This is a genomic window from Marinospirillum alkaliphilum DSM 21637, assembly GCF_900119735.1.
Taxonomy (GTDB): domain Bacteria; phylum Pseudomonadota; class Gammaproteobacteria; order Pseudomonadales; family Halomonadaceae; genus Marinospirillum; species Marinospirillum alkaliphilum.
Genome location: NZ_FPJW01000011.1, coordinates 1 through 16,492 on the forward strand (window position 1 = coordinate 1; position 16,492 = coordinate 16,492).

Genomic DNA, 16,492 nt, shown 5'->3' on the forward strand with positions numbered 1-16,492 from the left:
GTTACGGATCGTCGCCTTGGTGAGCCTTTACCTCACCAACTAGCTAATCCGACATGGGCTCATCCGATAGCGCAAGCCTAAGCCTGCTTTCTCCCGTAGGACGTATGCGGTATTAGCGTTCCTTTCGAAACGTTGTCCCCCACTATCGGGCAGATTCCCATGCATTACTCACCCGTCCGCCGCTCGCCACCAGAAAAGCAAGCTTTCCCGTGCTGCCGCTCGACTTGCATGTGTTAGGCCTGCCGCCAGCGTTCAATCTGAGCCATGATCAAACTCTTCAGTTTAAAATCATACGGTTTCTTCTGCAGAAGCAGGGCGAAACCAAACCTGGCTCAAGGTTCAAACGAATAATTGGGATCAAATCAAATTCAATCCCGACGAGTCGCTTGCCTTGATATCTTGTGACTGATCACAAAACATCCCGCAAGCGCCCACATGAATGTACCTGATGCTTCATTCTTAAAGAGCTGGCCAGATCTCTCTGAACCGGGACGACAATCTTACTGTTTTCTGTCGTGGTGTCAAGCACTATTTGCTTGAATTTTTCGACCTGCTTCAGCAGCTTGCATCCAGGCGACTTTTTAAATCGCCTCGCTGCAGAACATTGCCCTGACAGCGAGAGCGCATTATATAGAGCCGATTTAAGCTTGCAAGCTTTTTCTCAACTATTTCACTCGAAGGCACAACCCTTCTTGATACCCAGCTTGCGGAAGATCATTACTGCCGGGCAGAAACCGGTTACGCTTGCCTGCATCATGTTGGCGGCAATGAACACGGTGAACCACACAAAACCAGCATGCACAAAATGGGTCAGCAGCAGACTTACCAGAATCATGATGCCAGCAAACATCAACAGGGCGCGATCAATATTCATTTCTTACTCCAGTTACAGGTGGAAGACTTTCAACTGCCAATAATTAAGAATTATCTTAATTAGCATAATCTAGCACTGAAAAATTCAACCTGCAAGCCATCAGAATACTCGCTCTGCCACGTCTTTATAGTGCGAGGCAAAACAGACTGACATGCCTTCCTTCAAGTAGTCTGGCAACTCGTCGTAATCTCGCCGATTGGCAGCCGGAAGTATCAACTCATGGATTTTTGAGCGCCTGGCAGCAATCACTTTTTCGCGTATGCCACCAACCGGCAACACCTGACCTGTCAGACTCAGTTCACCGGTCATGGCCACCCTGGCCGGTTTTTTGTTCAACGCCAGCGACAGCAAGGCGGTGGCCATGGTGATACCTGCTGACGGCCCATCCTTGGGGGTTGCTCCCTCCGGCACGTGCAAATGAATGAATGCCTGATCATAAAACTCCGGGCTGGCCCCATAACTGATCAGGTGACTCATGACATAGCTGTAAGCGATTTCTGCCGACTCTTTCATCACTTCACCCAGCTTACCCGTCAGCTTAAAGCCACGGGTCAGTGAATGAATACGATTGGCCTCCACTGAAAGGGTGGCACCGCCCATTGAGGTCCATGCCAGCCCTGTCACTACACCAACACCTTTCATTAACTGATCAGCCCTGAAGGGCGGCGCTCCCAGATAATCTTCCAGATCCTTCACACCAACACGAACGGCATCCGGACCTGCCTCTGCCAGCAACGCCACCGCAGCCTTGCGCAGAATACGATGCAGCAATTTTTCCAGCTTGCGCACTCCTGCCTCACGGGCGTAGCCCTCTATCAACTGCTTCAAGGCGGCATCACTGATCGACAGCTGTTTCTTTTTCAGGCCTGAACGCTTCAGTAACCGCGGCCACAAATGATGACGGGCAATGGCCAGTTTTTCCTCAGCGATGTAACCGGACAGGCGAATCACTTCCATACGATCCAATAAAGGACCAGGAATGCTATCCAGCTGATTGGCAGTGCAGATGAATAATGCCTTGGACAGATCCACCCGCACATCCAGGTAGTGATCCAGAAAATTGACATTCTGCTCAGGGTCCAGCACCTCCAGCAGGGCCGAAGCCGGATCCCCCTGATAACTACTGCCCAGCTTGTCGATTTCATCCAGCAGGATGACCGGGTTTTCTGTGCCACAGTCTTTTAATGCCTGAATCAACTTGCCAGGCAAGGCACCAATATAGGTACGGCGATGCCCTTTTATTTCTGCTTCATCACGCATGCCACCCACAGAAAAACGATAAAAGCGACGTTCCAGCGCCTCTGCTATCGAACGCCCGATGGACGTTTTACCCACACCCGGCGGCCCCACCAACAGGATGATGGAACCACCCACATCACCCTTGAAATGCCCTTCAGCCAGAAACTCAACAATCCGATCCTTTACATCCTTCAAGCCATCATGGTCACGATCCAGCACCTTGCGGGCATGATCCAGATCCAGGTTATCCGCTGAGCGAATACCCCAGGGCAGACAGGTCAGCCAGTCCAGATAGTTTCTTGTTACCGCGTATTCCGGTGAGCCGGTCTCCAGAACAGAAAACTTCTGCAGCTCTTCATCCAGGCGTTTCTGAACAGCAGAAGGCAATACCTTGTCTTGTAGTCGCTGACGAAACTCATCACTTTCTGCAGTTTTATCATCCTTGCTGATGCCCAGTTCCCGCTGGATCACCTTGAGTTGTTCACGCAGGAAAAACTCGCGCTGACGCTCCTGAATTTTCTGATTGACCGCTTCACTGATTTCACCCTGCAGACGCGCTACCTCAACCTCCTTGCGCAGCAACGGCAAAACCTTTTGCATCCGATCCAGCAGCGGCAGGGTTTCCAGCACCACCTGCAGCTCATGCCCCTTGGCAGACGTAATGGCAGCTGCAAAATCAGTCAGTGGGCCCGGCTCATTGGGACTGAAACGATTAAGGTAATGGCGCAGCTCCTCACCATAAAGCGGATTCAGCGGCAGCAGCTCCTTGATGCCGTTGATGATCGACAAGGCATAAGCGCGCGCTTCATCACTGGTATCCTCCTGATCACGCGGATAACTCACCTCAACCAGATACGGCGGTTTCCGGGATAACCAGCGCTCGATGCGAAAACGTTTCAAGCCCTGAGCAATGAACTGAATGCGGCCTTCATCAGTTGATGCGCGATGCACCTTGACGGCCGTTCCGATCAGTGGCATGGCTTCGGTATCAACCTTTTCAGGCGCTGTTTCACTGACATAAACCAGACCAACAGCATGATGCGGTGTATCTGCCACCCGATCCAGGGTACTTTCCCAGCGCTCACGCGGGATCACCAGCGGCTGAATCTGGGCTGGAAAAAAGGGTCGATTATGAACAGGTAAAAGGTAGATCCGCTCCGGCAACACATCCGCCGGCAGCAAGAGTTGGCCGGCTGAGTTGTCTGTGACGGGAGTATCTTCTGACATGGGTGCCTCTCAATCTGACAGGTATGCTGCTTTACCCTGATTGATGCGGCCCGCAGCCGGGCTTTTCAAGCCCCGAGCAGTGTTCAGCTCCGTGAGTTTTTCGATATCAGTGGCGCCAGCCACTCCTGCCAGGGATGATTGAGGTCACCGATCACCATAAACGGAGGGTTTTCCAACGAAGGTTTCTGGTTGTAAGTCAATGCACGAAACGACCAATCCAGCACCCGCCCTCCTGCCCCCTCAACCACTGCCTGTGCTGCAGCAGTATCCCACTCACTGGTTGGTCCCAGGCGTGGATAAAAATCCATCAGTCCTTCTGCAATACGGCAAAACTTCAATGAACTCCCCATGGAGTGAGCATTCACCACGGCACCAGCCTGCTGCAGTGCATCCTGAACCTGCTGCATGCTTTCCGTGGCATGGCGATGACTACCCACCAGGTTGAGTTGTGGCCAGTTCAGCGAACGAGTCCGTAGCGTGCGCGCTTCTCCATCCCGTGGCTGAATAAAGCTGCCAAAACGTTTACCACCATAATAGGTCTGGCCGCTGGCTGGCAGGTGCACCATGCCAAATACAGGCTGGCCATGTTCAATCAGCGCAATATTAACGGTGAACTCACCATTACGAGCCAGAAATTCACGAGTACCATCAAGGGGATCAACCAACCAGTAACGTGCCCACTGGCGACGTGTAGCCCAGGAGATGACTGCTTCCTCTTCTGACAGCACCGGCAAACGCGGCACCAGTTGATTCAAACTTTGAACAATAACCTGATGAGCAGCCAGATCAGCAGCCGTCACCGGTGAGTGATCCTGTTTTTCAGTGGTTTCCCAAAGTTCCGGGCGCACATAAACCCGCATGATGGCTTCACCGGCGCGATAACAAATGCGGCCCAGCTCTCGTGCCAGTTTGTTTGGCTGATCAAGCACCATCCAACTCCTGCCACTGCCCCATCTCCTGGCGCAAACGCTCACGCGTGATAAACAAGGCTGCTACCGAGCGTCCTTCATGAAAATCATCCCGGTCCACCAGCTCATTCAGACGAGCGAGCGGATAGAGCTGAACTTCCAGAGGTTCGGGCTCATCACCCTCCAGCTTGCAGGCGTATAAATCACGTGCCAGCACCACATGCATCTTGTGACCCATATAGTTAGGTGCCAAAGACAATTGTGTCAGCGGCTCCAGACGACAAGCCCCAAAACCTGTTTCTTCCATCAGCTCACGATTGGCTGCAGCAAGAATGTCTTCGCCGGGCTCAACCAACCCTTTGGGAAGGGTTAAGCAATAGTCGTGAAAACCACCGGCATACTCACGTATCAGCACCACCTGCCCCTCATCGTCCACTGCGACCACCATCACCGCGCCAGGCCCCTGACTGACCAACCGCTCATAGGTACGCTGCTCGCCGTTTTCGAACTTCAAATGCAGCTCTTCCACCTTGAAAAGACGGCTTTCTGCCACTATTTTCCGATGCAGGATGCTGGGGCGTACGGGCATGTCGGGGTCCACTCCTCTGTCGGCGGTCATCCAGCAGTTCTTGAAATTGCCGCTTTCCGCTACAATATTGAGATACTTTCCATTATCAATGCTGGCGGGCTGCTTGCCCAGCTCCATTTTATCAGCCATTCAGGCAACCTGCCTGCACAAAAGGCCCAAGATGATTGACTGGACACGCATTAAAACTGTGCTGCTGGACATGGATGGCACGCTGCTGGATCTGCACTTTGACAGCCACTTCTGGCTGGAACATCTACCACGGCGTTATGCCGAGCTGCACAAGCTGGATCAGGCACAGGTTCGGGAAGAGCTTATACCACAAATCATGGCAGAAAAAGGTCAGCTCAACTGGTACAGCCTGGATTACTGGAGCGAACGTTTTAATGTTGACATTGTTGCACTGAAACGAGAAATCCAACACCTGATTGGATTCCGGGTGGATGCACTGGACTTTCTGCAATGGTTAAAAACTGCGCACCCTCGCGTCATTCTGGCTACCAACGCTGACCGCAAGAGCCTGGAACTGAAACTGGCATTAACCGGCCTGGATGAGTTTGTTGATCTGATTTTCAGCTCGGCGGATGTGGGCATCCCCAAGGAACAGCAGGGTTACTGGCAGGCTTTGATGGAAAAGGAACCCTTTGATCCGGCCAGCACGTTATTGATTGATGACAATGAAGAAGTGCTGGCCTCTGCCAAAACCTTTGGTATTGCGCAGTTGATCACCATCACCCAGCCAGACAGCCAGAGCCCACAGCGCCAGATGACTGAGTTTCCGGCCGTGACCCGTTTTGCAGAACTGCAACCGGTCAACAAACCATGAACCAGGCAGTTGAAGATATCCGACTTGATAAATGGTTGTGGGCCGCACGTTTTTTTAAAACACGCAGTCTGGCCAAGGCTGCCATTGAAAACGGCAAGGTGCGTTACGATGGGCAACGCCCCAAGGTCAGCCGCAACGTCGAAGTGGGAGCCTTGCTGGAAGTGGCTCAAGGCTGGGACCTGCGCGAAGTCCGAGTTCTTGAACTTTCTGCACAACGCGGACCGGCCAGCCGCGCACAACAGCTTTATGAAGAAACCCAGCGCAGCATCCAGCGCCGTGAGCAGGAAACCGAAAAACGCCGTCTGGCCGGTACGGCCTTGCAAGCACCAGAACACCGCCCGGACAAAAAATCACGCCGACAGATTCACCGCTTCAAGCGACAGGAAAACTGAACCATGAACAACCCAACACCCGAACTGCCCGACCAGGTGCAGCGTTTTCTATTTGATGCCACCGCAGTACGTGGTGAGCTGGTGCAACTGCATCAGAGTTATCAGGAAGTACTCAACCGCCATGATTATCCGGCACCGATTGAACGCCTGCTGGGTGAGCTGCTGGCAGCAGCAGCCCTGCTGACAGCAACCGTCAAACTGGATGGCACCCTGACGCTGGAGGCCCGTGGCCAGGGGCAGGTTTCACTGCTGATGGCTGAGTGCAATACCGGATTAAAAGGAGGCGACCAGCTGCGTGCCATTGCACGTTATCAGCAACAGCCTGAAGGTGAAACCCTGCAGCAGTTACTCGGTGGCGGTCAACTGGTGATCACTCTGGATCCCTATAAAGGACAACGTTACCAAGGCATCGTGGCACTGAACCAGGATAATCTGGCCGCCTGCCTGGAAAGTTATTTTGCCAGCTCCGAACAGCTGCCCAGCCGTTTGTGGCTGATGGCTGATGCCACTGCTGCCGGTGGCTTACTGCTGCAACAACTGCCTGATGATCATCACAACAAGGATGCAGATGCATGGGAGCGCATCAATCATCTTGCTGCTACCTTGTCTCAGGATGAGTTGCTGCACCTTGATCAACATGAAATCCTGCACCGCTTGTTCCATGAAGAGACCGTGCGCGTGTTTGATCCTCAACCACTGAGTTTTGGTTGCACCTGCTCCCGCGAACGCATTGCAGATGCTCTGGCCAGTCTGGGCGAGGCAGATTTGCGTGAAATGCTCGCTGAGCAAGGTAATATCACGACCCAGTGCCATTTCTGTAATACCAGTTATACCTTTGACTCTGAGGCACTACCCGATATCCTCAAAAGTAAAGCTGACGGAGCTCCATCAGGTACCACCCTGCACTGAAACAACTTTTGTAGTGGTGATTGATCAATTTTCAATCAAATCAGGAATAATTATTGTTTATAGTGCTTAAGCAACTGATAAAAAAAGAGTTTTGGCTGTGTAATGGTGCTACACCGGAATTCAGTCATTTTTAACAAAAACAGATACTTCGCCCTGCAGTTTTTTTTTGACATAATACCGCCCACTTTTCGGGCGACTTTATTTCCAGAGGCGGCCCTGATCATGACAAGCATTAGTGAGAGCGCTGTGAAAACCCATACCAATTTAAGCAATGCCCAGCTGATCGAGCTGGCAGTACAACGCGGTGAAGGCCAGCTGGCAGACAATGGTGCACTGGTGGTCAACACCGGCAAGCGGACTGGCCGCTCTCCCAAAGATCGTTTTATTGTTGATGAGCCCAGCACTTCCGGTGACATCGAATGGGGTGGTATCAACCGTCCATTTGATGCGGCACGCTTTGATGCCTTGTGGGATCGTGTAGCTGCCTATCTGGGTGAGCGTGACCAGTTCATCTCCGAGTTGCATGTTGGCTCTGATCCAGCCCACTACCTGCCCATTCGTGTCACCACTGAAACGGCCTGGCACAACCTCTTTGGTCGCACCCTGTTCATCCGCCCTGACAGCTACAACCCAGCAGGCAAACAGGAGTGGACCATTCTGAATGCGCCACACTTTGAATGTGACCCTGCGCGTGATGGCACCAATTCCGACGGCTGTGTGATCCTGAACTTTGCCCAGCGCAAGGTCCTGATTGCAGGCATGCGTTATGCCGGTGAAATGAAAAAAGCCATGTTCTCCGTACAGAACTTCCTGCTGCCTGCCGCCGATGTATTGCCCATGCACTGCTCTGCCAACGTCGGTGAAGATGGTGAAACCACCCTGTTCTTTGGCCTCTCAGGTACTGGCAAAACCACCCTTTCTGCTGACCCATCCCGCTACCTGATTGGTGATGATGAGCACGGCTGGGGTGTAGGCACCGTATTCAACATTGAAGGTGGCTGTTATGCCAAGTGCATCAATCTGTCTCAGAAAAACGAACCCATCATCTGGGATGCCATCCGTTTTGGGGCCGTTCTGGAAAACGTAGTGCTGAATGACCGTCGTGAACCCGACTATGCGGATGACAGCCTGACCGAAAACTCCCGTGCAGCCTACCCGCTGGAGCATGTGGAAAAACGTGTTGCCGAAAACCGTGCCGGCGAGCCCAATGCCATCATTTTCCTGACCTGCGACATGAGCGGTGTACTGCCTCCGGTTTCCGTGCTGTCCAAGGAAGCAGCGGCTTACCACTTCCTGTCGGGTTACACCGCCAAGGTTGGCTCCACTGAAATGGGCTCCACCTCTGGCCTGGAAGCCACCTTCTCCACCTGTTTTGGTGCGCCTTTCTTCCCACGTCCGGCGCGCGTTTATGCCGACCTGTTGATGAAGCGCATTGAAGCTTTTGGCTCCCGCGTGTACCTGGTTAACACCGGCTGGACTGGTGGTGCCTATGGTCAGGGTGGTAGCCGTTTCAGTATCCCCACCACTCGCGCCATTGTTAACGCCGTACAAAACGGTGCACTGGCCGAAGTGGAAACCGTTAAACTGCCGATCCTGAACCTGGAAGTACCTGCCCATGTACCAGGTGTTGATTCCAGCCTGCTGAACCCACGTGACACCTGGCAAGACAAGGATGCTTATGATCGCCAGGCACAGCAACTGGCTGGCATGTTCATCGAGAACTTCCGCAAGTTTGCCGGTGTTGACCAGCAAATTATTGGTGCGGGTCCTCAACTGAGCTGAGAAGCCTCTGTTTAATGTCACGTGCGCAGGTCAGGCAAGGCGAAATTGGCTGAAAAAGCGGAGTTTACACAGAGTAAATGAGCATTTTGAGGCCAATTTCAACACGGCATAAGCCAGCAAAGTAATTAATCAGTGGCTTTCTAATTCGCACAACCCATAAAAAATCCCCACCACCGATGAAGGTCGCGGGGATTTTTTATTACCCCGAATCAGATCACCTGATCTGAAATGACCAATCAGGTCACAAAGCGCGCCAGCTGAGACTTCAGCTCTACTGCAGACAGTTGTAAGCGCTCAGCCGCTTCGGCCACTTCCGACATGCTCTGAAAGTTTTCGTGGGTGTGATCTTCCACTTGGCTGACCTGCGACAGAACCTCTCGCGTACTACCCAGCACCTCACCAAGATTGCCTGAAGCCTGCTTCAGCTTGCTGCGGGTTGCATGCATACTGGTCGTGCTCTGTGTCACCTGCTCGTAGGCCTGGTTGGATTCACTCAGCAGTTGGTTGAACTGATCTGCACTCTGCTGCATTTTATTGGCCACCCCCACGATGGAAGCAACAATGCGACTGATGGTTTCTCGCGTCTGGTTCAGGCTGTCCTGGGTACGGGTAGCCAGTTGCCGCACTTCATCTGCGACCACCGCAAAACCTCGACCATGCTCACCAGCACGCGCTGCTTCAATGGCCGCATTCAGTGCCAGCAGATTGGTTTGATCAGCAATTTCACTGATCACCGACAGCACCTGATTAACATCCTCAGCCTGGTGTGAAAGCTGTGCCAGTTCATCAGACAGATCTGATTGGGAACGGGCCGTCTGTTCGATGGTTTCAGCCACCTTACGAATTGCCGCCTGGCCAGCATCCAGACGCTCCACTGATTCCAACACCTCTGCAACCGCAACCGACAATTCCTGATCAGATGCTGCCAGCAGTTCCCCAGTGGTTCCACCTTGCATCCGCACGGCATCAACAGCCTGCACCACACCTCGTCCACGCTCATTCATCTGGCGACTGCTGGACTGCAATTGATCAGCCACGGAAGCAGTATCCAGTGCAGCACGCGTAGTGGTGGACAGGGTATCCTGCAACTCTTGCATCAAGCCATTAAAATCAGCCAACAGCTGCCCGATTTCGTCACGACCACAGCGTGTACGCAAGGTTAAGTCACGTCGACTGGCCGCCTCTCGCATCACTGACTGAGCTGTTCCCAGGGGTCGCAACACCCGGCTCACCAACCAGTAGGTCACACCGGAGGACAGGATAAAAATCAGCAAACCTATGGCGATGGAAACCAGCAGGGTGGATAACAGTTCACTGCGAATGTGGCTGATGGTGATGTCAGCACCGGCAACAAATTGCTGACCACTGGCCGTGGTATAGGGAACAAATACCGAACGGAACTCACCCCATTCATCTTCATATTCATCAAAAGTGATGCGCTGCTCACGGAAAGCCAGAAAAATAGCCTCGCTAGGCTCTTCATAAAGTGGCAACAGCTCACCAAAATCACCTGAAGTCACTTCTTCAGGTTCAGGAGTATCCAGCACAAACACCAAGCCACGCGGGGTTTGCACCAGGGTATAAATGTATTCAATGTCAGTTGGGCTGACCAGATGATAGGCCTGCAACTGTATGGCATCAGAGAGGGTTTCATCAAAACTGCCAGCAGCCACCCGGTCATAAATGGATTGATCCACCAGATTCGCTGCTGCGTGTGCTGCAAATAATAGCTGCCCATCAATCTGTGCATAAAGATCAGCCTTGCGAACCTGCCAGGCATAAACCGTGTAGGCCGTGACAGCAAAGGCATTCAGGAGAAGTACAACCACCAGCAGACGGGCACGAATTGTTATAAACATGTTATCATCCCTGCTAAATTAAACCTTATGTAATCAAGATTGGTTAAAAAAACATTCTACTCCTGTTGAATTAATGGGTCACTTGTACTTCGTCACAAAATTAAAAATTCATTTACCAATCATCTTTATTCCATTCAAATTAATACACCACTTGATAAGTGCGCCTCATCACTGCATTCCTTGCCAGCAGGCAAGCCTGCAGGCAAACTAGGCCGATTCAGAACAGCCCCATATAACAACTGAAGCAGCCCATGACTCAATACGATGCACGCGCAATCGAGGTGTTGACCGGTCTGGATCCGGTGCGTAAACGCCCCGGCATGTACACCGATACCACCCGCCCTAACCACCTGGCACAAGAAGTCATCGACAATAGCGTCGATGAAGCCTTGGCAGGCCATGCCAGCGAAATCCTGGTCACCCTGCATGCCAACAATAGCCTGAGTGTTCGTGACAACGGACGCGGCATGCCAACCGACATTCACCCTGAATACGGTGTATCCGGTGTTGAGCTGATCCTGACCCGCCTGCACGCGGGGGGCAAGTTCTCCAACAAGAACTATGAGTTCTCCGGCGGTCTGCATGGTGTGGGTGTATCCGTGGTGAACGCCCTGTCTGAGTACCTGGAAGTGACGGTACGTCGGAACGGTGAAATCAGTCGCATCACCTTCGCCGGTGGCGAAAAAGCCAGTGAACTGGAAATCATTGGCAAGTGCAATAAAAAAGACACAGGCACTGAAGTACGCTTCCTGGCTGACAGCAGTTATTTTGACAGCCCTCGTTATGCCACCACTCGGTTAAAACACCTGTTACGCGCCAAAGCCGTACTCTGTCCCGGCTTAAAGGTGGTCTTTGTCAATGAACAGGAAAAAGATCCCGAAAGTGGGCAGGCCCACCAGCAGGAATGGTGTTATCAGGATGGTCTGGGCGACTACCTGCAACAGGCTTGTCAGGGCTGGGAAACCTTGCCAACCCAGCCATTCCGGGGTGAGTTCCGGGCACCACACGAAGCAGTGGACTGGGCTATTTTCTGGCTGCCGGAAGGTGGTGAGCTGGTACAGGAAAGTTACGTCAACCTGATTCCAACAGCTCAGGGTGGCACCCATGTCAACGGCCTGCGCAGTGGTTTGCTGGATGCACTGAGGGAGTTCTGTGAATACCGCAACCTACTGCCACGGGGTGTGAAGCTGGCCCCGGAAGACCTGTGGATGGATTGCAGTTATGTGTTGTCCCTGAAAATGCAGGACCCACAGTTTGCCGGACAGACCAAAGAACGCCTGTCATCCCGCCAGAGTGCCACCTTTATCAGCGGTGTGATCAAGGATGCTTTTTCGCTATGGTTGAACCAACACACTCTGGATGCCGAACGCATTGTTGAGCTGGTACTCAGTCGTGCCAACCGCCGCCTGCGTGCAGCCAAAACCGTAGTGCGTAAAAAGATCACCCAAGGACCTGCCCTGCCCGGCAAACTGGCCGACTGTACCGGGGCCGACATTGCCCGCAGCGAGCTGTTTCTGGTGGAAGGTGACTCTGCCGGTGGCTCAGCCAAACAGGCGCGGGATCGTACCTTTCAGGCCATCCTGCCACTGCGTGGCAAAATACTGAACACCTGGGAAGTTGAATCCGGTGAAATTCTTGCCTCGCAGGAAGTGCATGACATTGCCGTGGCACTGGGCATGGACCCTGGCTCCACCGATTTAAGTGGTCTGCGTTATGGCAAGATCTGTATTCTGGCAGATGCTGATTCGGATGGCCTGCACATAGCCACCCTGCTGTGCGCCCTGTTCCTGCGCCACTTTCCGGCCCTAGTCGATCAAGGCCATGTGTTTGTCGCCATGCCACCCCTGTATCGTGTTGACTGCGGCAAGGAAGTTTTTTATGCCCTGGACGAAAGTGAAAAGGAAGCTGTACTGGATCGCCTGACCGGACGCAAGGCCAAAATCAACGTCCAACGCTTCAAGGGACTAGGTGAAATGAACCCGCAACAGCTCAGGGAAACCACCATGGCCCCGGAAACCCGGCGACTGGTGCAACTGGTGCGTGAAGAAGGGGATCAGGCACTGGAGCTACTGGATATGCTACTGGCCAAAAAACGGGCCTCCGACCGCAAAAACTGGCTGGAAGCCAAGGGTAACCTTGCCGAAGTGTAAGGAAACCTCTGATTAATGTCACGAGCGCAGGTTAGGCAAGGCGAAATTGGCTGAAAAAGCGGAGTTTACACAGAGTAAATGAGCATTTTGAGGCCAATTTCAACACAGCATAAGCCAGCAAAGTAGTTAATCAGAGGTTTCTAAGCCAGGACAGATGAAATAAAGCCCGGACTCACCGGGCTTTAGCTTCACTCTCTGCTTCCAGGCGTTCCAGCGTCTGCTTGCCGGGCTTGATGTCTCGTCCTTTGATGATTTTGACCGGCTTGGTGCTATAAGCCCTCACTATGCCTGTTTTTCCTTCGGGAACAGGTAAAAGTGCAGCACCACCACTACTGGTCTGCTCTGTTGCAGCAGGGTAGCTACTGCGATCGATCTCGTTACCCAACAGGAAGTTGGCAATGGCATACATGTCTGACTGGGAAATCTTGAAGGTATCCAGACCACCATACATCTGAAACTCACGCTTTTTATAAGCGCTGAAGGTACGGTTAATGCTCTGGGTCAGGGCTTCTACAAAAATAATGTTGGATTGATTGATGCCGGTACCAATGATGGTGCTTTTTAATGCCTGGATAAATAGCACATCAATGGGCATGTTCTCAAAAGTACGCTGGCTGCCCTTGGCGCGCGTTAACAGTTGATCGATATTCAGGCTGAGGTTCTGGCGGAGGTTTTTGCTGACATGCTTGAACAGTTCAATCGGGTTCTGCATGGCAATTTCCCGACCCTTGACGTTGCGACTCCACTCACCGCGGTAGTTCACCTCAATCTTGCCGTAAATGGCACGGCTGCTGATCAGGGTCATACCATAACTATGCAGCACGATATGATCCACATTTACCGTGCGCTCATCATCAAACGGCAGACGTACGTCATTCAGCAGCACCACGTCCTCATTGGCCTTGAAGGCATTGCGTAACCGTGTTGCGGCCTCGGCGCAGGTTTCTTCCGAACGGGGGTCCGCATCCGGGCGGTGCACGTAATCTTTCAGAATCATGATCCAACCTCCCTGAACAACATGCAGGTCATCAAGACCCGATTATCCCGGAATTATAACCAGTGACTGGCAGTCGCGATAGCAAGCACTACACATGGAAACAATCTTTACATCACTGATCTGTATATCCGCCCAGCACTGCATTTATTCAGCCACCAGTTCAGGGTACACTGGCAGCCCTCCAGGGCACATTTGACGGCAAAGAAGGACAGTCTCCCTCATGAGCAGCAGCTACAGCGATTTTGTTGACGACAATTTTGAACGTCTCAGCCTGAGCCAGTACACGGAAAAAGCCTATCTTGATTATTCCATGTACGTGATTCTTGATCGTGCGTTACCACACATCGGTGATGGCATGAAGCCGGTACAACGGCGCATTGTTTATGCCATGAGTGAACTGGGCCTGAGTGCCAGTGCCAAGTACAAGAAGTCTGCCCGCACCGTGGGTGACGTGCTGGGTAAGTTCCACCCCCACGGTGATTCGGCCTGTTATGAAGCCATGGTACTGATGGCTCAGCCCTTCAGTTATCGCTACCCGCTGGTGGATGGTCAGGGCAACTGGGGTAGCCCGGATGATCCCAAATCCTTTGCAGCCATGCGTTATACTGAATCACGCCTGGCTCGCTTCTCGGAAGTGCTGCTGAAAGAACTGGGACAGGGCACTGTTGACTGGGTACCCAACTTTGATGGCACCCTCGATGAACCGGAAGTTCTGCCCGCCCGCCTGCCACACATCCTGCTGAATGGCGGCACTGGCATTGCTGTTGGCATGGCCACCGACATTCCACCACACAACGTGCGTGAAGTGGTCAAAGCCACCCTGCATCTGCTGCAACACCCGGAAGCCGACATCAGTACCCTGATGCAGTTTGTACCCGCACCAGACTTCCCCACCGGTGCGGAAATCATCACCCCGCCTGAAGAGTTGCATCGCATTTATGCCAGTGGACGTGGCTCGGTAAAATGCCGTGCAACCTGGCAAGTGGAAGACGGTGAAATTGTCATCCAGGCACTACCGTATCAGGTTTCACCCAGCAAGGTACTGGAACAGATTGCAGCACAGATGCAAGCCAAAAAGCTACCGCTGCTGGCTGATCTGCGCGACGAGTCAGATCATGAAAATGCCGTACGCCTGGTGCTGGTGCCCCGCTCCAACCGGGTGGATCTGGACGCCTTGATGGCACACCTGTTTGCCACCACCGACCTGGAAAAAAACCACCGGATCAACTTCAACGTGATTGGTCTGGACGGTCGCCCGCAGGTCAAACCCCTGAACCTGCTGTTAAAAGAATGGTTGGTGTTCCGTCGTCAGACCGTGGTACGTCGCCTCGAAAACCGCCTGAAGAAGGTGGAAGATCGCCTGCACCTGCTGGCAGGCCTGCTGATTGCCTACCTGAACATTGATGAAGTCATCCGCATCATCCGTGAGGAAGAAGAACCCCGTGCAGAATTGATGCAACGCTTTGGGCTCAGTGAGCGCCAGGCCGATGCCATTCTGGACCTGAAACTGCGTCATCTGGCACGTCTGGAAGAAGAAAAAATCCGCGGTGAAGAAAACGAACTGGAAGCAGAACGCAAGAAGCTGACTGAACTACTGGGCAGTGACCAACTGCTGCGCCAGCTGATTGCTGAAGAGCTGGCCGCTGACGCAGAAAGTTATGGTGATGAGCGGCGTTGTGCACTGGTGCAGCGTGAAGAGGCCAGAGCCCTGACGGAAGTGGAACTGGTTGGTGCCGACCCGGTCACCGTGGTGCTGTCCCGCAAGGGCTGGATACGTGCCGCCAAAGGACATGACTTGGATCCGGCCAGCCTGAGTTATAAAAGTGGCGATGACTTCTTCCTGGCCGCCCGCGGCAAATCCAACCAGCAACTGGTATTACTGGATGACACCGGGCGCAGCTACTCCTTGGCCGCTCACGGTCTGCCTTCAGCCAGAGGCCAGGGTGAACCACTGACCAGCCGCATCAACCCTCCGGCTGGCTCTGAATTCCGTGGCCTGCTGATCGGCCAGGAGCAGGAGCAGGTGCTGGTGGCCTCGGATGCCGGTTATGGCTTCATCACCACCCTGGGCGACATGATCAGCAAAAACAAGGCCGGTAAAACCCTGCTGAATCCACCCACTGGTGCTGAGGTGATGCAACCTCAGTCATTACCTGTGACAGACAATCCTGATGAGCTGAAGCTGGCCGCCGTATCTAATGAAGGACGTTTACTGGTATTCCCCGTCAGTGAACTGCCACAACTGTCCAAGGGCAAAGGCAACAAGATCATTGATATCCCATCACGCCGGGCGGCAAATCGGGAGGAGTATGTCAAAGCGTTGGTGGTACTGACCCCACAGGACAGCCTGAAAATCATGTCCGGCAAACGTATCCTGACACTTAAACCTGCTGATCTGGAACACTATCTCGGAGAGCGTGGCCGCCGTGGCAGCAAGCTGCCACGGGGTTTTCAGAAAGTGGATCAGATGGAAAAGGACAGCTAAGCAAGGGGCTTTAGATCAAGGGACTTACACCCGCACATCCACATGGTGCCCCAGACTACCATCCGGCTGGGGCACCGGGACGGCCCCCATCAGCGCCATGATGGCGTCACCCTGCATCTCCTGCGCACCCTTCACAACCTTCACCTGCGCTTCCAGCTCAGCCTGTGCCTGCTGCTCTCGCAGGGTACTTCTTACCAGTACCTCTGGGCTAACTGCGGAAATATCCATCAGTTTTGCTCCTTCTTTTTGCCATTAAAA

General features: G+C 53.1%; 13 protein-coding genes and 1 rRNA gene. 6 read left to right on the top strand and 8 right to left on the bottom strand.

What is annotated here, in order from left to right; translation table 11 throughout:
• From BT114_RS13025 to nudE, 5 genes are all read right to left on the bottom strand, one after another.
• Positions 1-284: ribosomal RNA gene (locus BT114_RS13025) — 16S ribosomal RNA — on the bottom strand; the annotation flags it as partial.
• A gap of 386 nt (positions 285-670) precedes the next feature.
• A complete protein-coding gene (locus BT114_RS13030; RefSeq protein WP_072326943.1) occupies positions 671-874 on the bottom strand; it encodes a YgaP family membrane protein in 204 nt (67 codons plus the stop codon).
• Between the two features lie 99 nt (positions 875-973).
• On the bottom strand, positions 974-3,340 hold the full coding sequence (gene lon, locus BT114_RS13035) for an endopeptidase La (RefSeq protein WP_072326944.1): 2,367 nt from the start codon (positions 3,338-3,340) through the stop codon (positions 974-976).
• A gap of 83 nt (positions 3,341-3,423) precedes the next feature.
• Positions 3,424-4,269, bottom strand: a complete 846-nt coding sequence (cysQ, locus tag BT114_RS13040; protein ID WP_245770449.1) for a 3'(2'),5'-bisphosphate nucleotidase CysQ — start codon at positions 4,267-4,269, stop codon at positions 3,424-3,426.
• Positions 4,262-4,867 carry an ADP compounds hydrolase NudE gene (gene nudE / locus BT114_RS13045; RefSeq protein WP_072327026.1) on the bottom strand — a complete coding sequence of 202 codons (606 nt, stop codon included), beginning with the start codon at positions 4,865-4,867 and terminating at the stop codon, positions 4,262-4,264. Before nudE ends, cysQ begins: the two co-directional genes overlap by 8 nt.
• A 130-nt stretch (positions 4,868-4,997) precedes the next feature.
• Here nudE and yrfG point away from each other — a divergent pair, with 130 nt between their 5' ends.
• The 4 genes from yrfG (at position 4,998) to BT114_RS13065 (ending at position 8,743) form a co-directional block, all read left to right on the top strand.
• A complete protein-coding gene (gene yrfG / locus BT114_RS13050) occupies positions 4,998-5,660 on the top strand; it encodes a GMP/IMP nucleotidase (protein ID WP_072326946.1) in 663 nt (220 codons plus the stop codon).
• Complete coding sequence (locus tag BT114_RS13055; protein WP_072326947.1) at positions 5,657-6,052, top strand: RNA-binding S4 domain-containing protein; 396 nt, start codon at positions 5,657-5,659, stop codon at positions 6,050-6,052. Before yrfG ends, BT114_RS13055 begins: the two co-directional genes overlap by 4 nt.
• 24 nt (positions 6,053-6,076) lie before the next feature.
• Complete coding sequence (gene hslO, locus BT114_RS13060; RefSeq protein ID WP_072327027.1) at positions 6,077-6,961, top strand: Hsp33 family molecular chaperone HslO; 885 nt, start codon at positions 6,077-6,079, stop codon at positions 6,959-6,961.
• A gap of 222 nt (positions 6,962-7,183) precedes the next feature.
• The gene (locus BT114_RS13065) at positions 7,184-8,743 is read left to right on the top strand and encodes a phosphoenolpyruvate carboxykinase (RefSeq protein WP_072327028.1); all 1,560 of its coding nucleotides are present in this window, start codon (positions 7,184-7,186) and stop codon (positions 8,741-8,743) included.
• Positions 8,744-8,979: 236 nt separating this feature from the next.
• Here the strand turns inward: BT114_RS13065 and BT114_RS14985 are convergent, their stop codons facing one another.
• Complete coding sequence (locus tag BT114_RS14985; RefSeq protein ID WP_072326948.1) at positions 8,980-10,602, bottom strand: methyl-accepting chemotaxis protein; 1,623 nt, start codon at positions 10,600-10,602, stop codon at positions 8,980-8,982.
• A gap of 251 nt (positions 10,603-10,853) precedes the next feature.
• Here BT114_RS14985 and parE point away from each other — a divergent pair, with 251 nt between their 5' ends.
• Complete coding sequence (parE, locus tag BT114_RS13075) at positions 10,854-12,752, top strand: DNA topoisomerase IV subunit B (protein WP_072326949.1); 1,899 nt, start codon at positions 10,854-10,856, stop codon at positions 12,750-12,752.
• A gap of 172 nt (positions 12,753-12,924) precedes the next feature.
• On the opposite strand, the gene BT114_RS13080 is transcribed toward parE, so the two are convergent.
• Positions 12,925-13,749 (bottom strand): nuclease-related domain-containing protein, encoded by an 825-nt coding sequence (locus BT114_RS13080; RefSeq protein ID WP_072326950.1) that lies wholly within the window; start codon positions 13,747-13,749, stop codon positions 12,925-12,927.
• Between the two features lie 220 nt (positions 13,750-13,969).
• Here BT114_RS13080 and parC point away from each other — a divergent pair, with 220 nt between their 5' ends.
• Positions 13,970-16,234 (top strand): DNA topoisomerase IV subunit A, encoded by a 2,265-nt coding sequence (parC, locus tag BT114_RS13085; protein WP_072326951.1) that lies wholly within the window; start codon positions 13,970-13,972, stop codon positions 16,232-16,234.
• A gap of 24 nt (positions 16,235-16,258) precedes the next feature.
• Here the strand turns inward: parC and BT114_RS13090 are convergent, their stop codons facing one another.
• Positions 16,259-16,462, bottom strand: a complete 204-nt coding sequence (locus BT114_RS13090) for a hypothetical protein (RefSeq protein ID WP_072326952.1) — start codon at positions 16,460-16,462, stop codon at positions 16,259-16,261.
• Positions 16,463-16,492 lie beyond the last annotated feature (30 nt).